The organism is Allobosea robiniae (assembly GCF_900102525.1).
GTDB lineage: Bacteria > Pseudomonadota > Alphaproteobacteria > Rhizobiales > Beijerinckiaceae > Allobosea > Allobosea robiniae.
Map to the genome: position 1 here is coordinate 598,310 of NZ_FNBZ01000002.1, position 19,638 is coordinate 617,947.

Sequence of the window (19,638 nt, forward strand, 5' to 3'; positions counted from 1 at the left end):
CGCTCATAAGCAAGCCGCACCATGGCGGGTACACAAACCGGCTCGACCGTGGCAGGGAAAGAGCACCGTTCCAATCGTCCGAGCTGGACCCAAGACCCGCATGCAGAGCTTTTCTTCCGACGGCGTGAAGATCGCCTTCATCGACATGGCGCCGACCAGCGACGAGCCGAAGCACCGCACCGTCGTGCTCGTCCATGGTTTCGCCTCCTCGCACATCATCAACTGGGTCAATACCCAGTGGACGAAGGCGCTGACCCATGCCGGCTATCGCGTCGTCGCGCTCGACGATCGCGGCCATGGCCAGAGCGAGAAGCTCTACGATCCCGCCGCCTATTTCTCGCAGATCATGGCCGAGGATGTGCGCCGATTGATGGACCATCTCGACATCCCGCGGGCGGCGGTGATGGGCTATTCGATGGGCGCGCGGATCTCGGCGCATCTGGCGCTGGCGCATCCGCGACGGCTGGAGGCATTGCTGCTCGGCGGGCTCGGCATCCATCTGGTCGAAGGCGTCGGCCTGCCGCTCGGCATCGCCGATGCGATGGAGGCGCCCTCGCTCGATGGGCTGACCGACCCGATGCAGCGGATGTTCCGCGCCTTCGCCGAGCAGACCAGGAGCGATCTCAAGGCGCTGGCCGCCTGCATCCGCGGCTCGCGCCAGACGCTGACTGCCGAACAGGTTGGCCAGATTTCGATGCCGACGCTGATCAGCGTGGGAACAAAGGACGATGTGTCCGGCTCCGGCCCGGAACTGGCGAAGCTCATTCCCGGCGCCGAGGCCTTCGACATCATCGGGCGCGACCATAACCTCGCGGTCGGCGACAAGAGCCACAAGCAGGCTGTCCTCGACTTCCTCGCGCGTTTGTGAGAATCTCGCGAATGAATAGAGGCAAACCGGAAAAGCGGGCGACGCCAATGTGTTGTCGATCTTCCCTGAAATTCTGATTCCGCTGTCTCGCTTTTCGATTCAACACCGGTCCGGCCTGAGCTTTTGATGCGGATGCCTGCTTTGGGTAGGCTGTCCTTCCGCCGACCAGCATTTCCGGAGAATGACTATGCCGTCAGGGCGCTCCGCCGTGGAAGCACGTGACTTCGCCACCGGACTCGACCGGGTCGATCCCGTCTGGACCCGCTTGTGCACTGAAGCGGAAACGGCCGTCGCCGGCGAGCCGGCGCTCGGCACGCTGATCGTCGCGTCTGTCCTCAACCAGCCGAGCTTCGAGGCCGCCGTCGCCCATCGCGTCGCGGCACGGCTCGGCCACCCCGCCGTGACCGCAGACCTGATCGAGCAGGGTTTCGCCGAGGCGATGGCCAGCGACGAGACGATCGGCGCCGGCATGCGTGCCGACGTGATGGCCGTGCTCGACCGCGATCCGGCCTGCTACCGAGTGCTCGAACCGGTGCTGTTCTTCAAGGGCTTCCATGCGCTGCAATGCCACCGCCTGGCGCATTGGCTCTGGAAGCAGGATCGGCGCGATTTCGCGCTCTATCTGCAGGCGCGTTCCTCCGAGGTGTTCCAGACCGACATCAACCCGGCGGCGCGGATCGGCAAGGGCATCTTCCTCGACCATGCGACGGGGCTTGTCGTCGGCGAGACCGCGGTTATCGAGGACGACGTCTCGATGCTGCACGGCGTCACGCTGGGCGGCACCGGCAAGCAGGGCGGCGATCGCCACCCGAAGATCCGCAAGGGTGTGCTGATCGGCGCCGGCGCCAAGATCCTCGGCAATATCGAGGTCGGCCAATGCAGCCGCGTCGCGGCCGGCTCGGTCGTGCTCCAGCCGGTGCCACGCAACAAGACTGTTGCGGGCGTGCCGGCGAAGGTCGTCGGGGAGGCCGGCTGTGCCGAGCCCTCGCGCTCGATGGACCAGACGCTCGCCGGCGATTGCGGCGCCTATATCTGACGCGCTCGGCCGGCAGAGCCGGCGAGCCAGCCCATGATCTCGGCCCGGCGCGGATGTGCGCCGGCAGCCGTGGCCGCCGCGAGTGTCAATCGATCGACCGTCGGCATGGCCTGCGGGAACGGCGCGACGAGCCTGCCCGCGGCGAGATGGCCCCCGACGAGGCTCATCCGCCCCATCAGCACGCCTGAGCCCGACAGGCAGGCATCGAGCGCCAGGCTGTAGAGCGAGAAGGCCGGGCCGCGGCTTGGGTCGACCTTGGTGCCGGGCGCGGCGAAGGCGAGCCAGCGTGCCCAGTCGCTGCGCCAGACCGCATCATGCAGCAGCGTCTGCGCGGCGAGATCGGCGGGTGTCGTGAGCTTCGTGGCGAGCGCAGGTATGCAGACCGGCAGGATCGCGTCGGCATCGAACTGGAGTCCGCCATTTTGCGGTGCGGCCTCCCGATAGAACAGCGAGAGATCGTAGGGATCGCGCTGCGGATCGGGCGGTTCCTCCATCGCCGAGATCGATATCTGCAAATCTGGAAATGCGGCCCGCATCGCCGGCAGGCGCGGCGAGAGCCAGAGCTGCGCGAGGCAGGGCAGGGCGGCGATGGCGAGCGGCCGGTGCGGCTGGGCATCGCGCAGCGCCTGCACCGCCTGTCCCAGCATGTCGAAGCCGCGCGTCAGGCGGGGCAGGGCCTCGCGTGCCGCCTCGGTCAGGGCGACGCCCTGCGGCAGGCGGCGGAAGACGGCGAAGCCCAATGCCGCTTCGAGCTGCCGGATCTGCTGGGTGACGGCGCCGGCCGTGACGCCGATCTCGTCGGCGGCCTTGGCGAAGCTTTCCAGCCGCGCCGCAGCCTCGAAGGCACGCAGCGCATTGAGTGAAGGCAGGCGCGGGCGCGGCGGCTTGACCGGCAAGGCGAAACTCCAGGTCGAGGCTGAGAATTCCTCAGCCTGCGAGCGATGAATACTCGTTTGCGCACGGGCCGGCAAACCGCTGTTATGGCGGCACTGCGGGATTGGGCGGTTCGGGAGACAGGCGAGATGACGGCACTGGGCAGGCGCGATTGGGTTCCGCAAGCGAGCGAGGATTACGTGCTCAAGATTGCGGGCGAGACGGCAAGCCAGCCGCTCGATGCGATCGCGGCGCGGATCGATGCGCTGGCGACCGAGAACCGGACGATCCATGAGCGCGACTGCGTCAACCTCAACCCGGCGACGAATGTCATGAATCCGAAGGCCGAGGCGCTGCTCTCGGCGGGGATCGGGGCGCGGCCCTCGCTCGGCTATCCCGGCGACAAATACGAGATGGGGCTTGAGGCGATCGAGCAGATCGAGATCATCGCCGCCGAGCTCGCCGCCGAGGTGTTCGGCGCGAAATATGCCGAAATCCGCGTGCCCTCCGGCGCCATCGCCAATCTCTACGCCTTCATGATCGCGGCCAAGGCCGGCGACTGCATCATCGCGCCGCCCGGCGAGATCGGCGGGCATGTCACCCATCACGGCGCCGGCGCGGCCGGGCTCTACGGCATCGTCACGCATCCCGCGCCGATCGATCCGGTCCGTTACACCGTCGATGTCGAGAAGCTCCGCGCCGACGCATTGCGCCTGCGTCCGAAGCTGATCTCGATCGGCGGCAGCCTCAACCTGTTCCGGCATCCGATCCGCGAGATTCGGGCCATCGCCGACGAGATCGGCGCGATCGTGCTGTTCGACGCGGCGCATATGTCCGGCATGATCGCTGGCCATGGCTGGCAGCAGCCCTTGGAGGAGGGCGCCCATCTCATGACGATGAGCACCTATAAGAGCCTCGGCGGCCCGCCCTCCGGCCTGATCGTGACCAACGATGCCGAGATCGCCAAAAAACTCGACGCCATTGCCTATCCCGGCCTCACCGCCAATTTCGACGCGGCAAAATCGGCTTCGCTCGCCGTTTCGCTGCTCGACTGGAAGGCGCATGGCCGCGCCTATGCGCAGGAGATGGCAAAGACGGCCAAGGCTTTGGCCGAGGCGCTGTCAGAGCGGCAGGTGCCGGTCTTCGCCCGCGACCGGGGCATGACGACCTCGCATCAGTTCGCGATCGAGGCTGCTGCTTACGGTGGCGGGCAGGCGGCGGCGAAGAAGCTGCGCATGGTCAACATCCTCTCCTGCGGCATCGGCCTGCCGTTGCCCGCGGTCGAGGGCGATGTGAACGGGCTTAGGCTCGGCACGCCGGAGATCGTCCGCTTCGGCATGAATGCGGCGGATATGCCGGAACTTGCGGGTTATATCGCGGAAGGGCTGAACGGCTCGCGCCCGGCCGAAGCCGTGGCGAAGGACGTCACGGCCTTCCGCGGGCGGTTCCGCAATCTGCATTTCATGCGCTAGGAATCGTTGCCCGGCGCAAAGAAGCAGAGCAATTCGCCGGAATCATCGATGCAGAGATGCCAGCGGCCGTCCGGCGATGGCTTGGCCTTGTCCTGCGGGATTTCGAGCCGCAGCGGCTGCTTGCGCTCGCTCGACCACATCGGATGCTTGCCGGGCGCGATCGTGACGACGAAGCCGCCGGTGACTTCCTGCACAGCTTCCGCCTCGATCGGGGAGCAGTCGGAATCGAGGCAGCAATAGAACGGATAATCCCAGCCGCTCGGCGCCTGATGGGCGAGCGCGACCGTCGCTCCCGAAACCAGGACAGCAGCGATCATCGAGGCAAGAACACGCATCGGCCAGCCCTCGCGATGGAGGCTGCGACCGGAAGGCGGCGAATGCGTGGCGGACGGATTATGCGCCCGTTCCGCCGCCGTAGCGCTCTTCCATTTCGGCGCGCATGGCGTCCGCGCCGAGCAGGCGTGATCCCGCCATCCTGACCGAGCGAACGTTTGCTCCGTCCCGCTCCAGGGTGACGGTCTCACCAGGACTGTGGAAGCCCGACGCGTGGACGATGCGACCTTGATCGGGAGTTTCGACCGCGATCTCGGCGGCGTCGAGGAAGGGCGTCAGCAAAGCCGGAGCGGCGCAGAGCACGCGGTCGGCGACGGGCACGAGATCGGTCGCGCCCCAGAGCGTCCACCAGCGGCCGGTCCAGTCCTGCGTCTTTGCCGAGGGGGCGCCGCGCTCGGCGAAGGTTTTGAGGATATGGGCGACGCCGTCGAGCCAGGGATGGGCGAGGCCGTCGGTGGCGTTGGTCAGGACCGAGATCGTCAGATCCTGCTTCGGGAGGATGGCGGTGCGGGTGATGAAGCCCTGGAAGCCGCCGGAATGGCCGACCCAGCGCCAGTCACCCTCGCCGCCGGAAATCGTGCCGAGGCCGTAATGGCGGCCGAGGCTGGATTCGTCGTCCGGCCAGAGCCGGCGGGTCATCTCGCGGCGGCTCTTGGCCGAGAGGATGCTGCGCTCGGCATTTGGCGAGAGCTGCGCGAAATAGCGCGCGACGTCGGCGACGGTGCCGACGAAACCGGTGGCGGACGCCATGGCATGGCAGTGATTATCGGCCGGGATGACCGCGCGCCGGCCGAGCAAGTGCCTGCCGCTATGCCCCTTCGCCATCGGCCGCGGACCCCAGAGCCCGATATCGGGTTTGGTTTCAGTGAGACCGACCTTGGCGACGACTTCGTCGGTGATCCATTCGTTGTAGCTCTGGCCGGTCACGGCCTCGATGACGAGGCCGAGCAGGGCGAAGCCGTGGTTCGAGTATTTGAAGCGCTGCGAGCTCGGAAGAACCGGCGGCTTCGCGAGGTCGGCGAGCAGCTCTGCCTTGCTGCAAAAGGGCTTGCGGTCGAGGAACTGACCGGCATCGGGGCCGTCGCGGGTGAGGCCGGCGCTGTTGGAGAGGACCTGCCCGATCGTGACCTTGGCGATTTCCGGGTGCAGACCGTCTATCAGGCTGCCGACCTCGTCGTCGAGCCGCAGGCGGCCTTCGTCGACGAGGCGCAGGATGCCGGCCGAGGTGAAACTCTTCGAATGCGAGGCGATGCGGAAGCCGTGGCGCGGCGTCAGAGCTTCGCCGGTCGCGAGGTTCGCGGTGCCGAAGGCGGCCTCCAGAACGACTTCGCTGCCATCAGCGATCGCAACCGCGCAGCCTGGCTGGTCATGGTGGCGGCGCTGGAAATCGAGCCAGGTCGCGACATAGTCGAGGGCGGGAGCAAGCCACGGCTTCATGATCTCAGGTCCGTCACGGTTCCGGAAGAGTGTGAGCATCGCACGATTCCGCCGATGCCGGACAACCACCGGAAAGGCTGGCCGGCCATGTTTACGGCGGCTGCTTTCGCTTGCCCTTCCCGGCCTGTCGTGGCATCGCTCCCGGCCAATTTCGAAAGGACCCAGGACCGTGGACAAGACCGAACTCGCCAAGCTCGAAGGCTATCTGCGCCGCACCTTCAACAACCATGCGATCAGCGTACGCGCCCGGATGAAGAAGAACGACTCGGCCGAGGTTTATCTGGGCGAGGAGTTCATCGGCATCATCCATGTCGACGACGAGGATGGCGACCGCTCCTTCAACTTCACCATGGCGATCCTCGACGTCGATCTCGAGGACTGAGACGACGGCCGTCAGGCTCGGGCTCGACCCGAGCATCTCGTGACCATGAGGTTCCGGCGCCTCTTGCTACCTGAGATTCTCGGGCCTGCGCCCTGCTTCGCCCGAGAATGACGTGCAATCTTACCGGATCAGCCCGTCGAGCGTCCGCCGGACGCCGCCCAGCATCACGGCCCAGTCGGCGATGATGGCGCGAGGGAAGCGGATGTTCACGTCCATGCCGCGATGCTGGAAGGTGATGCGGCAGGGCTCGTCGAGGCCGGAGCCGGTGTCGATCGGGCAGCGCGCGGCAAAGCCCTTGCCATCGGGGACGGAGACGTAGAACTCGTCGTTCTCGAAGGGCGAGCCCTTGCGGAAGCCGCGCACCACGAGGCCGCCGGGATTGGACCAGACGGTCGGCGTCAGGAAGCGGGCATAGGTGGCGAGCTGCCGCGCCGGCTCGTTGACCCGGTCGGGCGGGCTCAACGTGACAAGGAGCCGCTTGCGGTTCTCCGGCTGGGCCGGGCCGAGGCTCGGCCAGTCCAGGCGCAGCCGGACCATGCCGACGAGCCGGCTCGTATCGCCATCATCATCGATCCCGGAGAGGTCCTTCGGGATCATCAGGGCGACATCGCCGACGCGGGCCGGCTGCGGCACGGCTCCCGGTTCGTCGCGGCGATGGGTCAGGTAGACGGCCAGCGCCGTCGCCAGCACGCCCGCCGTCAGGATCAGCAGCACCGCCTTCAGCAGGGCACCATCCGCGCGCGGAAGCGGGGCAGTCTGCCGCTGCAGGCGCATGCGCACCATCGAGGTCAGGTGGGCGGCCTGGTGGCCGGGCCGGTGGTAGGGCAGCGATGCGGTCATCCCGGTGCCTTGCGCGCTAGGCTCGTTATCGCATTTTCGTTGTCGCGTACCTTCGGTTCACGCGAACCGGTGTCCACTTCGCTCGAAAATGCTTTCGTCGCGACCACTGAATCACCGACGGCTTAACGCGCCGTAAACCATGACCGCGCCGGTACGGTTAACCATCGGTTAAATCTGTCCTTCACAGGCCACAGGTCATACGGCAGGCTCGGGCGTCGCTCTGGTCGAGAGTTTGCGTCCGTGACCATCCAGCCTTCCGCCGTCGAGGCGCTCCAGTCCCTGTTCCTCGGCTTCGCCTTCGCCGGATTGCTGGCGAGCGCGTTCGAGCTGTTCACGGCACGGCGCGCGGATTTCAAGCTGCTGCAGGCGGGTGGGCTCGCTGCCGTCGCCAGCGTGCCCGTGGTGGTCTTCTGCGCGCCCTTCCTGATCCTGCGCAACACCGTGCACAGCCGGCCGTCAGACGGGAGGCCGTTCGCCTTCGTGATGCTCGCGAGCATGACCGCCGCGATCTGGAGCCTGGCCTCGGGGCGGGTCGTGCTCGACCTGCTGCATTTCCTCGGCGCTTGACGACGGGCGTTGCGGGCCTGCAATCCTGAGGGCTCGAACCGTCAGGACAAGCCGATGCCCCTTTATGCGCTCGATGGAACCAGCCCCGAAACCGCCGAGGCCGGAGACTGGTGGCTCGCACCCGATGCGCATGTCATCGGCCGGGTCAGGCTGGCGGCAGGGGTCGGGATCTGGTTCGGCGCGGTGCTGCGTGGCGATAATGAATGGATCAGCATCGGCGAGGGCAGCAATATCCAGGAAGGCTGCGTGCTCCATACCGATATGGGCTTTCCGCTGACGGTCGGCGCCAACTGCACGATCGGCCATCGCGCCATCCTGCATGGCTGCGCGATCGGCGAGAACAGCCTGGTCGGCATGGGAGCGACGGTGCTCAACGGCGCCAGGATCGGCCGCAACAGCCTCGTCGGCGCCAATGCGCTGGTGACGGAGGGCAAGGAATTTCCCGACAACGCGCTGATCGTCGGCTCGCCGGCCCGCGCGATCCGGACGCTCGACGAGAAGGCCGCGGACGGGATCACGGCCTCGGCGCGCGCCTATGTGCAACGCTGGCGGCAATTCGCGGTCGGCCTGCAACGGCTGGATTGAAGCCAAAAACGCAGCGGGCCGGCTTCCCGATGTGGAAAGCCGGCCCTTGGCGAAACCCGATCCCTTGGGGACGGGTGGGTGGGGACGTGACCGAGCCTCGCCGTCCTTATCGCCGCAGCCGGCTTGTGGCCGCGGCAGTCTTCCTCAACGCTGCACCGAGGCGACCGTCGGGGTCTGCGCGCCGCCGAGCGAGGTCCAGCCCGTGCGGTACTGGGACTCGCGCTTGACGTAGACGTAGCCGGTCTGGCTCCAGGGCAGGATCGCGTTGCGCTTGTTGTCGAGGATGAAATCGCCGCGATCGGTACGGATCATCAGCACGGCGTGGCCGGCATTCTCCTCATCGATCACCACGGTGACCAGCATGGCGCGGCGCGGCAGGCCGGCTTCGGCCAGGCGCTTGCGCTTCAGCAGAACGTAGTCCTCGCAATCGCCCTTGCCATCCGTCGGGATGTCCCAGCGGTCGACGAGGCCCCAATGATCCTCGTCGGTGATCGCCTCGATCTCGCGATTGATCGTGTTGTTGACGGCGACGATCGTCTTCCAGAGCTTGGAGTTCACTTCGATCCGCTCGGCCTCGCGGGTGTCGACGCGGCATTCCGACGGCATACGCTTGCAGAAATCCGTCCAGGCATAGGGCGCACGGGCGTCGCCGGAAGCATCGGCCGGAAGGCTCGCCACCGGGATGCCGGCCGAGCCCTGAGCCTGAGCCGAGGTTGCGCCGGTCATGACGACCATGGCGGCCAGTGCGGTACCAATCAGATTGCGATGGAGTGAGAGCATGTCGTCCCCTTTCTGTCCCGGGGAGACGATGCGCGGCGGCAGATGGATTCGAACTGAAATGGAAACATACAAATTTATGTATTCGGCCGTCACAGCAGCCAAGTAAAAATCAGGATCAACCTTGTTCGAAATCGGAAGTAATGTTTCGATGCGATGGGACAACCAAGCGTTAACCATTAATTGTTCGTTGTGCTGAAAGGGTCGATTAACCTACTCAATCGTTACCGCGCCGAGGCGGCACGGAGGGCGTTGGTTGGTCCGCCGAATCCAGGGCGTAGGCGGGGAGAGGGCCGCGAGATCGAGTGGAACGCCAGCCTGCGATGAGGAATTGTTCCCGACCGACTCAGGTTCGAAAGGCTCGCTATGACTGCACTGACGATCTGGACCTATGATTGGGTGCCCGAGGGCGTGTGGGGTTTCGTCCGCGACCTCAGGCTGAGATGGGCGTGCGAGGAGGCCGGTCTCGCCTACGGCGTTCGCACCATCCCGTTCGACGGTCGCGAGACCAACCATCTCGCGCGTCAGCCCTTCGGCCAGATTCCGTTCCTGGACGATGGCAATGTGAAGCTGTTCGAGAGCGGAGCAGGCCTGCTGCACCTGGCCCGGAAAAGCGAGACGCTGATGCCGGTCGATCCGATCGGGGAAGCGGAAACGCTGCAATGGACGCTGGCCGCGCTCAATTCGATCGAGATGGTCGCCGTGCCCTGGTGGTTCCTGACGGTCTCTGGTGCCGCCGAAAATCAACTGACGGGATGGCTCGGCATGCGCCTCGGCCAGCTCGAAACGCTTCTGGGCGAACGCGAGTGGCTCGCGGCCGGCCGCTTCACCGTCGCGGATCTGCTGATGGCGGATGTGCTGCGGGTCGAGAAGCTCCGCGCCTTCGGCGACCGGCCGGCAACGGAGGCCTATGTCGCCCGCATCACCGATCGCCTGGCCTTCCGCAAGGCCAAGGCCGATCAGACCGCCTTGTTCAAGGCTGCCGACGCGAAGCGGCGTGCCTGAATGTGATGCGGAAAGGGCAGGAGGCCCGCAAAGCGGGGCTTCAGAGCTCCAGGTTCTCGTCGAGCAGGTCGGCCGAGAGCGGGAAGCGGAACTCGGCGGCATAGCCGCCGTCGAAGCGGCGCACGACGCGGGCCGGTGTCGTGCCGAGGCGAACCGGCGTGTTGATCGGCAGGTCGAGATCGCTGGAGAAGGCGGCGCCCGAGAGCGAGATGTCGATGATGCGGACGATATGCTCGGTGCCGTCATCCATCATCAGGACCGAACGCGGATTGCGCGGCACGATGCGCTCGTGGCGGCGATCCTCGGGCAGGCCGAGCTCTTCGCGATTGGCGAGCCAGGTCAATTGCGCCGTGAATTTCTCGCGCTTGCGGCTGGTCGCGGTGATGGTCATCGCGAAACCTTCGGCCGTGGTGCGGACGCAGGTGCCCTCGATACGGCCGAGATGCTCGAGATAGACGATGACGCGTTCGCCGGGCCGGGCCTTGGCCGGCGCCGCGAGATGGACGCCGCCAGGCGAAATGTCGATCGACTGGCAGGGATATTCCATGCGGTTCGGCAGCATGTAGCGCCCCAGCAGCACGACCTTCATACGGAAATGCCGCCTGCGCTCAGCAGGGAAAGCAGCCGCACGGGGCGTTTTGAGGGCGCTCAACATCAATTCCCGACCTGGATTCCCGGGTGATCCTAGGCGGGTTGGGTTAACGTAACGTTCAGATCAGGCCCGCCCGCCCGGTAATACCACGAGACGGGGCGGTTCGGCACGGCGCTGCGTGGCGGGTGGGCGTGCGGCCGCCGCGGGCCAGAGCATCCTGAGCGAGATCATCCGCATCGATTCGATGGTATCGAGGCCGAGCCAGTCCGGCGACAGGGCAGGCGAGAGCGCGCCCAGCACGCGGGCATGGGTGCGGCCCCGATAACGCAACGGCAGCAGCAGCAGTTCGAGGTAGATCGGCGTGCCGGTGGCCGATTTGCCAGAGAGGCCGGCAACCGCCCCTGCGCTCTCGTCCATCACGGTCTGGACGAGGCGGCGCATGTCGCCCTGGGCCTCCACATCGGCCCAGAGCGCGGTGAAGGCCCGGCCACGCAATTCCCGGCCGATCAGGGCGCAGAGTCGCGTCCCTGCGAGCCGGAAGACCGGGCCGATCGGCTCGTTCTCCAGCACGAAGGTGTCGGCAAGGGCGTGCCGCAAGGCCCCGGGCTCGATCTCGCCGCGCTCCGGCGCGGCCCGGTCGCCGCGCAACCCGTCCCAATATTCGAAAACCAGACGTGTGCTCGCGTTCTTCATCCTGTGCCCATATTGCCGTCTGTCTCTCCCCGGAGCGGCCTCGCGTCCGAAGATGACGCGGATCCGTTCGAAAGGAGGACGAATCAGTCCCTCGGAAGATCGCTGACGCATTCGCCGTGCCGTCTTGCCACCACCGCCTGAGTCGGGGGAGGCGGCAGGGTCGTTAGGGTTAATCAAGTGTTGCGATTGTGGATGATCGTTAAAATGCGCATCAATTGCCCCGGAATTCGCGGGTGCGGACAGCATGCGCGGCACGAGGTGGAGGGGGGCGTGAGCCAGCCGCCCGGCACGACCGGGCGGCCTCACAGCCGGCGAAAAAGGGGACGGCGCGAGCTGCTCCCCTTTTTCGTTGAGTCGAGGTGGTCGGCCGCTTGCGCCGCGCCGGTGCTTCGGCAAGTGTGACGGCCGCATGGCTTCCCACGATCCTTCCCCGCCGCGGCGCGAGCCCGTCTTCAACCTGCCTTCGGTCGTGGTCTGGCTGCTGGCGGTCCTGGTCCTGATCCAGGCCGGCCGCTCGCTTTTGTCGGACTATGACGATTACGTGCTGATGTCCTGGCTGGCCTTCGTTCCGGCGCGATTGACGCTCTGGCTTTCGCCGGGCCGGATCGACGACGTCGTCGGCGCGATGGCGCAGTCCACGGCCGGACAGGACGTGGTCGAGCGGCTGCAACTCGTCAGGCTTCTGCTCGCCGATGGCGGGGTCCGCCTCTGGACGGTCCTGACCTATGGCTTCCTGCACGGCTCCTGGCTGCATCTCGTCTCCAATGCGGTCTGGCTCGCGGCTTTCGGCAGCCCGGTCGCGCGACGGCTCGGACCTGGCCGCTTCCTCAACCTGGTGGCGCTGGCGACCATCGGCGGGGCGCTGCTGCACTGGTGGTCACGCGATCTCGACGTGCTGCCGCTGGTCGGTGCCTCCGCCGGCATTTCGGGGGCGACGGCGGCAGCGGTCCGCTTTGTCTTCGCGCCGGGCTTGCGCTTCGGCGAGCTTGGCGACGACGCGGTCGTGAAGGCGATCCCGGCCGAACCGCTCGGGCAGCTCTGGCGCAACTCGCGCGCGCTGCTGTTCATCGCGATCTGGTTCGTGACGAATATCCTGTTCGGCGCCGGGCTCGTGCCGATTTTCGGCGAGGAGACCAGCATCGCCTGGGAGGCCCATATCGGCGGCTTCGTCGTCGGGCTGCTGCTGTTTCCGCTGCTCGACCGGGGCCAGCAGCGGCGCTGACAAGAGCGGCTCCGGTCCGCTTCCCGCGATCTTGCCTGCGTCATGGTCTTCGCCCACACTCGCTTCATTGCGAAGCACTTCCCGAGCCAGCCGGCATGGAGAGTCTTGCCGGCGCTTGCGGAGTTCCAGCGAAACCGCGCGCCGGGAACGGCGCGCCTGCGAGGAGGGATGAGCCATGAATGTCGAGCAGTTGCTGAGCGGCAAGGGGCATGATGTCATCTCGATGCAGCCGCATCGGACGCTGTCCGAGGCGATCCGCACGCTGAGCGAGAAGCGCATCGGTGCCGTGATCGTCATGGGGGCGGATGGCGCGCTGGTGGGGATCCTGTCCGAGCGCGACATCATCCGGGCGCTCGGCGAGTTGGGCGGCGCGGCGCTGGAGAGCGCGGTCTCGCGTTCGATGACCTCGAAGGTCGTGACCTGCCGGCCGCAGACCAGCGTCGACGAGCTGATGGAGATCATGACGACGGGCCGCTTCCGCCACGTCCCGGTGGTCGAGAACGGGCGCGTCACCGGCATCGTCTCGATCGGCGACGTGGTGAAGCACCGGGTCGCCGCGATCGAGGCCGAGAGCCAGGCGATGCGCGACTACATCGCCATGGCCTGATGCCATCTGCGCGGCCGGAGGGCTTCAGCTCTCCGGCGCGATATGGTTCGCGGCAACGAGGGTCGCGATGTCGTCCAGGGCCCGCCGTGCCGCCTGCCGGCCGAGCTCGATGGTCTCTCCGGCGCGGTGGAAATCGAACAGGCCGATGCGGCCGAGCTTCGGGCCGATCATCACGTCCGGCGGGTCGCCCGCCAGGCGCGAGCGCGAAATCCGGTCCTGCGTGATGTTGAAGGCGTCGATCATCACGCCGGCGAGGCCGGGACGGTTCTCGGTCGGGCGGCCGACGATGTTGCGGACGCGCTTGGCGGCACCGCTGATCCCGTCATACCAGCGCGGCTCCGGCTCGACCCGCAGCTCCGGCACGAGCGGATCGGGGTCGGAGCTCTGATCCTGGATGGTCGTGCCGCGGCCCGCGAGATCGCTGTTGAGGTTGACGCAGATCACGACATCGGCGCCGAGCGCGCGCGCCGCCGTGACCGGGACGGGGTTGACCAGCGCGCCGTCCATCAGCCAGCGTCCGCCGAGCTTCACCGGGTCGAAGATGCCGGGCAGCGCGTAGGACGCCGTCAGCGCCTCGACGAGCGGGCCATGGGTCAGCCAGATTTCGTGGCCGAAGCCGAGCTCGGTCGCGACGGCGACGAAACGGCGATCCAGCTCCTCGATCCGGATACCGTCGAGATGCTGTTCGAGCAGGCGCTTCAGGCGCCCCCCCGCGATCAGCCCGGCGCCGCCGATATGGAAATCCATCAGGCCGACGATGCGGCGCTTGGTCATGCTGGTGGCGAATTCGCTGAGCTCGGGCAGCTTGCCCGCGGCGAGGCAGCCTCCGACCACGGCGCCAATCGACGTCCCCGCGATGACGTCGGGGCCGAAGCCGGCCTCGATCAGCACTTCGAGAGCGCCGATATGGGCCCAGCCGCGCGCCGCACCACCGCCGAGCGCAAGGCCGATCTTCGGCCGGACCAGAGCCGGCTGGCCCTCGACCGGGCGCATGTCATTCATTGCGGCACCACCTCCGCCGAGACCAAAGGCTCGCCGCGCGACACCATCCCACCGCATGGGCTTGTCCCTCCGTGGAATGAGAGGGTCTCAGAAGCCGATGAGCGAAAGATGAACGGCCAGCCTCCGGCCATTATCGCCTCTCTTTGACGGATCCGTGAAGGCGTGCCGGCGGCATCGACGATGTGCGCCGGCTTCAATCCGGTCAGTCGCAAACGATCAGCGGCTTGTCCGCTTCGTTTCGCAGCGGCTGGACCCGGTAGAAGCAGGAGCAGCGCCCGGTATGGCAACAGCCGCCGTCGCCGGCGACCTTCACCTTGATCCAGAGCGCGTCCTGGTCGCAATCGACCCGCATCTCGACGATGGTTTGGATCTGGCCGGAGGTCGCACCCTTGTGCCAGAGTTCCTGGCGGGAGCGCGACCAGTACCAGGCCTCGCCGGTCTCGATCGAGCGTTGCAGCGCCTCGGCATTCATATGGGCGACCATCAGCACCGCGCCGCTATCGGCCTCCGTCGCGACGACCGTCACCAGGCCGTTCGCGTCGAAGCGGGGGCTGAGCACCGTGCCCTCCTCAAGGGCGTGCTTGTCGGGCGCGGTGGGGAAAAGGCTCATCTCGGCTCCGGGCAAAGGCAGTCACGCGCCTTGTATGGGAACGACAAGGCACGGCCAACCGGCGCCATCACAGCCCCGGCGACTTGACCATCGTGAAAAAACGGACCTGCTCGGCCGGATCGTCCCGGAAAACGCCGCGATACTGCGATGTCATGGTCGAGGAGCCCTGCTTCTGCACGCCGCGCATCGACATGCACATATGCTCGGCCTCGACGAGGACGGCGACACCGCGCGGCTCCAGCACCTCCTCGATCACGTCGGCGATCTGGGCGGTCATCGTCTCCTGTGTCTGCAGGCGGCGGGCATAGACATCGACGATGCGGGCGAGCTTCGAGAGGCCGACCACGCCCTTCGACGGGTAATAGCCGATATGCGCCTTGCCGACGAAGGGCACCATGTGGTGCTCGCAATGCGAATAGAACGGGATGTCGCGGACGAGGATCATGTCGCGATAGCCCTCGACCTCCTCGAAGACACGGTCGAGGATATGGCGCGGGTCCTCGGCATAGCCCTTGTAGAATTCCTTGTAGGCCTTGGCGACGCGTCGCGGCGTGTCAGCCAGGCCCTCGCGCGACGGATCGTCGCCCGCCCAGAGCAACAGCGTGCGGACAGCGGCCTCGGCCTCTTCCTGTGTCGGCTTGCGGACCAGAAACTTGTCGGCGGAGGGGCTGATGGCCCCCTCGACGGACAAGGACTTAACCACAGGGATCATGTGGTGCCTCCCGTTGGGACGATGGAGCCTTGCGAACCGCCCCTTGAAGGCTGCGGCTGCTCGGCTGGTGCGACAAGTTTGATGCCTCACGGCGGAAGAGGTTCCCATGCCCTCCCGTTTTGCGGCGATCAACCTTATATTGGGTTCTGGTGCCGGTCATTCCAGACCGGCCGGAGCCGGGTCCGATCAGGTTATTCAACCTGATCGGTGAATCCGCCTCCGACTATACGATAGAGAACGCGTTGTCCGATCGGATTGCGCTGCAATCCGATCGGCGCGTGCTCTAGGATCGAACCATGCTGGACGACGTCTACAACAAGCGCATCCTCTCGCTTGCCGCCAATATCCCCCTGCTGCAGCGCCTGCCATCGCCCGACGCGACGGCGCGCGCCCATTCGAAGCTATGCGGCTCGACCGTGACAGTCGATGTCACCATGGAGGGCGATGTCGTCACCGGTTTCGGCCATGAGGTGAAGGCCTGCGCGCTGGGGCAGGCCTCGTCCTCGATCATGGCGCGCCACGTCGTCGGGGCGACGGCGGCGGAGTTACGGGAGGTGCGCGAGCAGGCGCGCGCCATCCTGAAGGACAATGCCGAGCCGCCCGAGGGCAAGTGGGCCGATCTCGCCGTGCTCGTGCCGGTGCGCGACTTCAAGGCGCGCCATGCCTCGACGATGCTGACCTTCGACGCAGTGGTCGATGCGATCGACCAGATCGAGGCGAAGCGGCGCGAGGCCGCGGCCTAGCCGTTTTTCACTTCACGCCGAAGGCGACACGGATTTCCGGCAGGGTCTCGTCGAAGCGGACCTTGAAGGCGTGGTCCGCCAGCAGGGCCTTGGCGACGGCGCGGCCGACCTTGTCGCCGGCAACGATATCGCTGGGATAGTGGAAGCCGCAGATCAGGCGGCTCTCGTCATAGCTCTTTACCCGTTCTTCCAGCTTGTCCGACAGCTCGGGGATCGCCGCCTTGAGAAGTTCGGCATAGAGGGCTGCGGTCGCGGCATGGCCGGACGGGAAGGAGGTGCCGACCGGCCGCGCACCGGGGCAGGGCTTGACCCGGACCTTGGCCCAGAGCTGGAAGGGGCGCTGGCGGCTGGTCAGGCGGTTGACGCTCTTCAGGAGGATACCGAGCTCGACCTGCGCCTCGCGGAACAGCAACCGCACCTCGCGATGGGTGTTGTCGACATAGCCAGTGTCCATGCCGTTCAGAAAGTTCACCAGAGCCTGACGCTGGTCCGCGATCGCGGCCTTCTCGCGTTCGGGCGTGCGGTTCAGCACGATCTGCTGCACCTGCTCGAACTCTGCCTTGCCCTCGGGGCTGTTCTGCGCCGGCGGCAGGCCGATGATATGGGCGATGTCGAGCTTGGCGCCGTCGAGCCAGAGCAGGTAAGGCCGCTGCTGGGCGGAAGCCGGCATGGCGAGGCCGAGGCCGAGCGCCAGTCCGGCACCGAACAAGGCTTTGCGAATGGGGGCTTGGCGAAAGCGAACGGCGCGCATCATGTGTCCGGTGTCGAGCAAGGGAAGCGGTTTTGGTGACGGCTGAACGGAACGAAGCAGACGATCTATTTCAGCGTCTTTTTGTTAAGCAAAGATGTTCGCGCTTGCGAAAGGCTGCGCTTTTGCCTCGGAAAGCCGCTCATATCGCGATTCGTGGCTATCAGCTCAGCCTTTCGATGCTGGTCGGGCGGCATTGCCGGCACTGGCCGAGCTGCTCGGCTTATACCGACGAGGCGATCCTTCGCTTCGGCCTCTGGCGCGGCGGCTGGGTCGGTTTCGCGCGGATCTGCCGTTGCAACCCATGGGGCACCAGCGGCGTCGACATCGTCTGCGAGGCATTGCCGCCCGATGCGAGGTGGTATAGGCCATGGTCCTATGGCCGCTGGCGCGGGACAAACGTGCCGGCGGCTTTCGATTCCGACGCCGAACCGACTGCGGGCGGCGGAACGTAACCCTCACATTCGCAGCCGGTCTGACTTACGGGGTCCGTATCCCCGAGTGAGCAGGAGCACGATCGATGACGATCTCCCTGACATTTCCCGATGGCGCCAAGCGCGAATTCCCCTCCGGCATCACCGGAGTCGAGATCGCCAAGGGCATTTCTCCCTCCCTGCTGAAGCGCACCGTCGCGATGGCGCTCGACGGCACCGTCGTCGATCTCTCCGACCCGATCACCACTGACGCCAGGATCGAGCTCCTGAACCGGGAAGATCCGCGTTCGCTCGAACTGATCCGGCACGACACCGCCCACGTCCTCGCCGAGGCCGTGCAGGAGCTGTTTCCCGGTACGCAGGTGACGATCGGCCCGGTGATCGAGAACGGCTTCTTCTACGATTTCGCCCGCAACGAGCCCTTCACGCCTGAAGACTTCCCGGCGATCGAGAAGAAGATGCGCGAGATCATCGCGCGCGACAAACCCTTCACCAAGGAGGTCTGGAGCCGCGACAAGGCCAAGGATTTCTTTGCCGCCAAGGGCGAGGCCTACAAGGTCGAGCTGGTCGATGCGATCCCCGCCGACCAGACGCTGAAGATGTATGCGCAGGGCGACTGGATCGATCTCTGCCGCGGCCCGCACATGACTTCGGTCGGCAAGGTCGGCAACGCCTTCAAGCTGATGAAGACGGCCGGCGCCTATTGGCGCGGCAACTCCGACAACGCGATGCTGACCCGCATCTACGGCACGGCCTTCGCGAAGCAGGAAGAGCTCGACGCCTATCTCAAGCAGCTTGAGGAGGCGGAGAAGCGCGACCACCGCAAGCTCGGCCGGGAAATGGACCTGTTCCACTTCCAGGAGGAGGGGCCGGGCGTCGTGTTCTGGCACTCCAAGGGCTGGCGCCTGTTCCAGGAGATCATCGCCTATATGCGCCGGCGCCTCGCCGCCGACTACGAGGAGGTGAACGCGCCGCAGATCCTCGACAAGTCGCTCTGGGAGACCTCGGGCCACTGGGGCTGGTACCAGGACAACATGTTCGCGGTGAAATCGGCCTCGGCCTTCGAGAACCCGGCCGATGCCGAGCGCGACCATCGCGTCTTCGCGCTGAAGCCGATGAACTGCCCCGGCCATGTCCAGATCTTCAAGCACGGTCTGAAGAGCTATCGCGATCTGCCGATCCGGCTTGCCGAATTCGGCAATGTTCATCGCTACGAGCCCTCGGGCGCGCTGCATGGGCTGATGCGCGTGCGCGGCTTCACGCAGGACGACGCGCATATCTTCTGCACTGAAGAGCAGCTTGCGGCCGAATGCCTGAAGATCAACGACCTGATCCTCTCGGTCTACGAGGATTTCGGCTTCACCGAGGAGCTCGTCATCAAGCTCTCGACAAGGCCTGAGAAGCGTGTCGGCTCCGATGCGGTCTGGGACCATGCCGAGCAGGTGATGACTGGCGTGCTGGAGCGGATCGCGAAGCAGTCTGGCAACCGGATCAAGACCGAGATCAATCCGGGCGAGGGCGCCTTCTATGGGCCGAAATTCGAGTATGTCCTGCGCGATGCCATCGGGCGCGACTGGCAATGCGGTACGACGCAGGTCGATTTCAACCTGCCGGAGCGCTTCGGCGCCTTCTATATCGGCGCCGACGGCGAAAAGAAGCAGCCGGTCATGGTCCACCGCGCCATCTGCGGTTCGCTGGAGCGCTTCACCGGCATCCTGATCGAGCACCATGCCGGGCATTTCCCGCTCTGGCTGGCACCCGAGCAGATCGTGGTCTGTCCGATCACCTCGGAGGCGGATGCCTATGCCGAGGAGGTGACGATGGTGCTGATGGGCGCGGGCCTGCGCGCTCGCGCCGACCTGCGCAACGAGAAGATCTCGTACAAGGTGCGCGAGCACTCGCTGGCCAAGGTCCCGGTCATCCTCGCCGTCGGCAAGCGCGAGGCCGAGGAGAAGACCGTGACGGTCCGCCGCCTCGGCAGCCAGGCGCAGACGGTGATGACGCTGGACGCCGCGCTTGAGGCGCTGGGCCAGGAGGCGCTGGCGCCGGATCTGGCGCGCAAGAAGGCCGTCAAGGCGGCCTGACGACTGGCCGTCATGG

Annotated in this window: 23 protein-coding genes; 12 read left to right on the forward strand and 11 right to left on the reverse strand. The window is 66.3% G+C overall.

Annotation, left to right across the window (positions count from 1 at the left end):
• Nucleotides 1-100 precede the first annotated feature (100 nt).
• On the forward strand, nt 101-868 hold the full coding sequence (locus BLQ70_RS08565) for an alpha/beta fold hydrolase (protein ID WP_091856598.1): 768 nt from the start codon (nt 101-103) through the stop codon (nt 866-868).
• 187 nt (nt 869-1,055) lie between these two features.
• Nucleotides 1,056-1,904 (forward strand): serine O-acetyltransferase, encoded by an 849-nt coding sequence (gene cysE, locus BLQ70_RS08570; protein WP_091856599.1) that lies wholly within the window; start codon nt 1,056-1,058, stop codon nt 1,902-1,904.
• Here cysE and BLQ70_RS08575 read toward each other — a convergent pair.
• Nucleotides 1,895-2,800 (reverse strand): LysR family transcriptional regulator, encoded by a 906-nt coding sequence (locus tag BLQ70_RS08575; RefSeq protein ID WP_162766515.1) that lies wholly within the window; start codon nt 2,798-2,800, stop codon nt 1,895-1,897. The two genes, cysE and BLQ70_RS08575, sit on opposite strands and share 10 nt — an antisense overlap.
• Before the next feature lie 126 nt (nt 2,801-2,926).
• On the opposite strand from BLQ70_RS08575, the gene BLQ70_RS08580 reads away from it, so the two are divergent.
• Complete coding sequence (locus tag BLQ70_RS08580) at nt 2,927-4,249, forward strand: serine hydroxymethyltransferase (RefSeq protein WP_091856601.1); 1,323 nt, start codon at nt 2,927-2,929, stop codon at nt 4,247-4,249.
• Here the strand turns inward: BLQ70_RS08580 and BLQ70_RS08585 are convergent.
• Entirely contained in the window at nt 4,246-4,584 is a 339-nt protein-coding gene (locus BLQ70_RS08585; RefSeq protein WP_061967040.1) for a hypothetical protein, read from the reverse strand. The genes BLQ70_RS08580 and BLQ70_RS08585 overlap by 4 nt on opposite strands.
• A 58-nt stretch (nt 4,585-4,642) precedes the next feature.
• Complete coding sequence (locus tag BLQ70_RS08590; RefSeq protein WP_091856602.1) at nt 4,643-6,019, reverse strand: serine hydrolase domain-containing protein; 1,377 nt, start codon at nt 6,017-6,019, stop codon at nt 4,643-4,645.
• Between the two features lie 169 nt (nt 6,020-6,188).
• Between BLQ70_RS08590 and BLQ70_RS08595 the strand changes: the two genes are divergently transcribed.
• On the forward strand, nt 6,189-6,401 hold the full coding sequence (locus BLQ70_RS08595) for a DUF3126 family protein (protein ID WP_061967041.1): 213 nt from the start codon (nt 6,189-6,191) through the stop codon (nt 6,399-6,401).
• A 120-nt stretch (nt 6,402-6,521) separates the two neighbouring features.
• Here the strand turns inward: BLQ70_RS08595 and BLQ70_RS08600 are convergent, their stop codons facing one another.
• A complete protein-coding gene (locus BLQ70_RS08600) occupies nt 6,522-7,241 on the reverse strand; it encodes a hypothetical protein (RefSeq protein ID WP_061967043.1) in 720 nt (239 codons plus the stop codon).
• A 240-nt stretch (nt 7,242-7,481) separates the two neighbouring features.
• On the opposite strand from BLQ70_RS08600, the gene BLQ70_RS08605 reads away from it, so the two are divergent.
• Together BLQ70_RS08605 and BLQ70_RS08610 are read left to right on the forward strand one after the other, a co-directional pair.
• Nucleotides 7,482-7,808, forward strand: coding sequence for a DUF6949 family protein (locus BLQ70_RS08605; RefSeq protein WP_091856603.1), 327 nt, complete (start codon nt 7,482-7,484; stop codon nt 7,806-7,808).
• 54 nt (nt 7,809-7,862) lie between these two features.
• Nucleotides 7,863-8,393 (forward strand): gamma carbonic anhydrase family protein, encoded by a 531-nt coding sequence (locus BLQ70_RS08610; protein WP_091856604.1) that lies wholly within the window; start codon nt 7,863-7,865, stop codon nt 8,391-8,393.
• A 144-nt stretch (nt 8,394-8,537) separates the two neighbouring features.
• On the opposite strand, the gene BLQ70_RS08615 is transcribed toward BLQ70_RS08610, so the two are convergent.
• Nucleotides 8,538-9,173 carry a transglutaminase-like cysteine peptidase gene (locus BLQ70_RS08615; protein WP_091856605.1) on the reverse strand — a complete coding sequence of 212 codons (636 nt, stop codon included), beginning with the start codon at nt 9,171-9,173 and terminating at the stop codon, nt 8,538-8,540.
• A 363-nt stretch (nt 9,174-9,536) separates the two neighbouring features.
• Here BLQ70_RS08615 and BLQ70_RS08620 point away from each other — a divergent pair, with 363 nt between their 5' ends.
• Complete coding sequence (locus BLQ70_RS08620) at nt 9,537-10,175, forward strand: glutathione S-transferase family protein (protein ID WP_091856606.1); 639 nt, start codon at nt 9,537-9,539, stop codon at nt 10,173-10,175.
• A gap of 40 nt (nt 10,176-10,215) precedes the next feature.
• On the opposite strand, the gene BLQ70_RS08625 is transcribed toward BLQ70_RS08620, so the two are convergent.
• Complete coding sequence (locus tag BLQ70_RS08625; protein WP_061967052.1) at nt 10,216-10,830, reverse strand: PilZ domain-containing protein; 615 nt, start codon at nt 10,828-10,830, stop codon at nt 10,216-10,218.
• 60 nt (nt 10,831-10,890) lie between these two features.
• Entirely contained in the window at nt 10,891-11,460 is a 570-nt protein-coding gene (locus BLQ70_RS08630) for a PAS domain-containing protein (protein ID WP_061967053.1), read from the reverse strand.
• Nucleotides 11,461-11,869: 409 nt separating this feature from the next.
• On the opposite strand from BLQ70_RS08630, the gene BLQ70_RS08635 reads away from it, so the two are divergent.
• Together BLQ70_RS08635 and BLQ70_RS08640 are read left to right on the forward strand one after the other, a co-directional pair.
• Nucleotides 11,870-12,682, forward strand: a complete 813-nt coding sequence (locus BLQ70_RS08635) for a rhomboid family intramembrane serine protease (RefSeq protein ID WP_061967055.1) — start codon at nt 11,870-11,872, stop codon at nt 12,680-12,682.
• Between the two features lie 175 nt (nt 12,683-12,857).
• Complete coding sequence (locus BLQ70_RS08640) at nt 12,858-13,289, forward strand: CBS domain-containing protein (protein ID WP_061967056.1); 432 nt, start codon at nt 12,858-12,860, stop codon at nt 13,287-13,289.
• A gap of 24 nt (nt 13,290-13,313) precedes the next feature.
• Here BLQ70_RS08640 and BLQ70_RS08645 read toward each other — a convergent pair whose 3' ends face one another.
• The 3 genes from BLQ70_RS08645 to folE form a co-directional block, all read right to left on the reverse strand.
• Nucleotides 13,314-14,291: a patatin-like phospholipase family protein gene (locus BLQ70_RS08645; RefSeq protein WP_244511946.1), complete on the reverse strand. Its 978-nt coding sequence runs from the start codon at nt 14,289-14,291 to the stop codon at nt 13,314-13,316.
• Between the two features lie 202 nt (nt 14,292-14,493).
• Nucleotides 14,494-14,901, reverse strand: a complete 408-nt coding sequence (gene hisI / locus BLQ70_RS08650) for a phosphoribosyl-AMP cyclohydrolase (RefSeq protein WP_091856608.1) — start codon at nt 14,899-14,901, stop codon at nt 14,494-14,496.
• A gap of 67 nt (nt 14,902-14,968) precedes the next feature.
• Nucleotides 14,969-15,613, reverse strand: a complete 645-nt coding sequence (gene folE / locus BLQ70_RS08655; RefSeq protein ID WP_091856609.1) for a GTP cyclohydrolase I FolE — start codon at nt 15,611-15,613, stop codon at nt 14,969-14,971.
• 296 nt (nt 15,614-15,909) lie between these two features.
• Between folE and BLQ70_RS08660 the strand changes: the two genes are divergently transcribed.
• Entirely contained in the window at nt 15,910-16,356 is a 447-nt protein-coding gene (locus BLQ70_RS08660) for an iron-sulfur cluster assembly scaffold protein (protein WP_091856610.1), read from the forward strand.
• 7 nt (nt 16,357-16,363) lie between these two features.
• Here the strand turns inward: BLQ70_RS08660 and BLQ70_RS08665 are convergent, their stop codons facing one another.
• The gene (locus tag BLQ70_RS08665; RefSeq protein ID WP_170843349.1) at nt 16,364-17,065 is read right to left on the reverse strand and encodes a phosphatase PAP2 family protein; all 702 of its coding nucleotides are present in this window, start codon (nt 17,063-17,065) and stop codon (nt 16,364-16,366) included.
• A 164-nt stretch (nt 17,066-17,229) separates the two neighbouring features.
• On the opposite strand from BLQ70_RS08665, the gene yidD reads away from it, so the two are divergent.
• Together yidD and thrS are read left to right on the forward strand one after the other, a co-directional pair.
• Nucleotides 17,230-17,559 (forward strand): membrane protein insertion efficiency factor YidD, encoded by a 330-nt coding sequence (gene yidD / locus BLQ70_RS08670; RefSeq protein WP_091856612.1) that lies wholly within the window; start codon nt 17,230-17,232, stop codon nt 17,557-17,559.
• A 65-nt stretch (nt 17,560-17,624) separates the two neighbouring features.
• A complete protein-coding gene (gene thrS, locus BLQ70_RS08675) occupies nt 17,625-19,622 on the forward strand; it encodes a threonine--tRNA ligase (RefSeq protein WP_091856613.1) in 1,998 nt (665 codons plus the stop codon).
• Nucleotides 19,623-19,638: the final 16 nt, after the last annotated feature.

Excerpts from the sequence above, each read along its gene's own strand:
- BLQ70_RS08565 (WP_091856598.1), top strand. The coding sequence starts at position 101 with ATGCAGAGCTTTTCTTCCGACGGCGTGAAGATCGCCTTCATCGACATG.
- BLQ70_RS08580 (WP_091856601.1), top strand. The coding sequence starts at position 2,927 with ATGACGGCACTGGGCAGGCGCGATTGGGTTCCGCAAGCGAGCGAGGAT.
- hisI (WP_091856608.1), bottom strand. The coding sequence starts at position 14,901 with ATGAGCCTTTTCCCCACCGCGCCCGACAAGCACGCCCTTGAGGAGGGC.
- folE (WP_091856609.1), bottom strand. The coding sequence starts at position 15,613 with ATGATCCCTGTGGTTAAGTCCTTGTCCGTCGAGGGGGCCATCAGCCCC.
- BLQ70_RS08635 (WP_061967055.1), top strand. The coding sequence starts at position 11,870 with ATGGCTTCCCACGATCCTTCCCCGCCGCGGCGCGAGCCCGTCTTCAAC.
- BLQ70_RS08590 (WP_091856602.1), bottom strand. The coding sequence starts at position 6,019 with ATGAAGCCGTGGCTTGCTCCCGCCCTCGACTATGTCGCGACCTGGCTC.
- thrS (WP_091856613.1), top strand. The coding sequence starts at position 17,625 with ATGACGATCTCCCTGACATTTCCCGATGGCGCCAAGCGCGAATTCCCC.
- BLQ70_RS08585 (WP_061967040.1), bottom strand. The coding sequence starts at position 4,584 with ATGCGTGTTCTTGCCTCGATGATCGCTGCTGTCCTGGTTTCGGGAGCG.
- BLQ70_RS08600 (WP_061967043.1), bottom strand. The coding sequence starts at position 7,241 with ATGACCGCATCGCTGCCCTACCACCGGCCCGGCCACCAGGCCGCCCAC.
- BLQ70_RS08630 (WP_061967053.1), bottom strand. The coding sequence starts at position 11,460 with ATGAAGAACGCGAGCACACGTCTGGTTTTCGAATATTGGGACGGGTTG.
- BLQ70_RS08645 (WP_244511946.1), bottom strand. The coding sequence starts at position 14,291 with ATGAATGACATGCGCCCGGTCGAGGGCCAGCCGGCTCTGGTCCGGCCG.
- BLQ70_RS08615 (WP_091856605.1), bottom strand. The coding sequence starts at position 9,173 with ATGCTCTCACTCCATCGCAATCTGATTGGTACCGCACTGGCCGCCATG.
- BLQ70_RS08625 (WP_061967052.1), bottom strand. The coding sequence starts at position 10,830 with ATGTTGAGCGCCCTCAAAACGCCCCGTGCGGCTGCTTTCCCTGCTGAG.
- BLQ70_RS08610 (WP_091856604.1), top strand. The coding sequence starts at position 7,863 with ATGCCCCTTTATGCGCTCGATGGAACCAGCCCCGAAACCGCCGAGGCC.
- cysE (WP_091856599.1), top strand. The coding sequence starts at position 1,056 with ATGCCGTCAGGGCGCTCCGCCGTGGAAGCACGTGACTTCGCCACCGGA.
- BLQ70_RS08660 (WP_091856610.1), top strand. The coding sequence starts at position 15,910 with ATGCTGGACGACGTCTACAACAAGCGCATCCTCTCGCTTGCCGCCAAT.
- BLQ70_RS08640 (WP_061967056.1), top strand. The coding sequence starts at position 12,858 with ATGAATGTCGAGCAGTTGCTGAGCGGCAAGGGGCATGATGTCATCTCG.
- BLQ70_RS08620 (WP_091856606.1), top strand. The coding sequence starts at position 9,537 with ATGACTGCACTGACGATCTGGACCTATGATTGGGTGCCCGAGGGCGTG.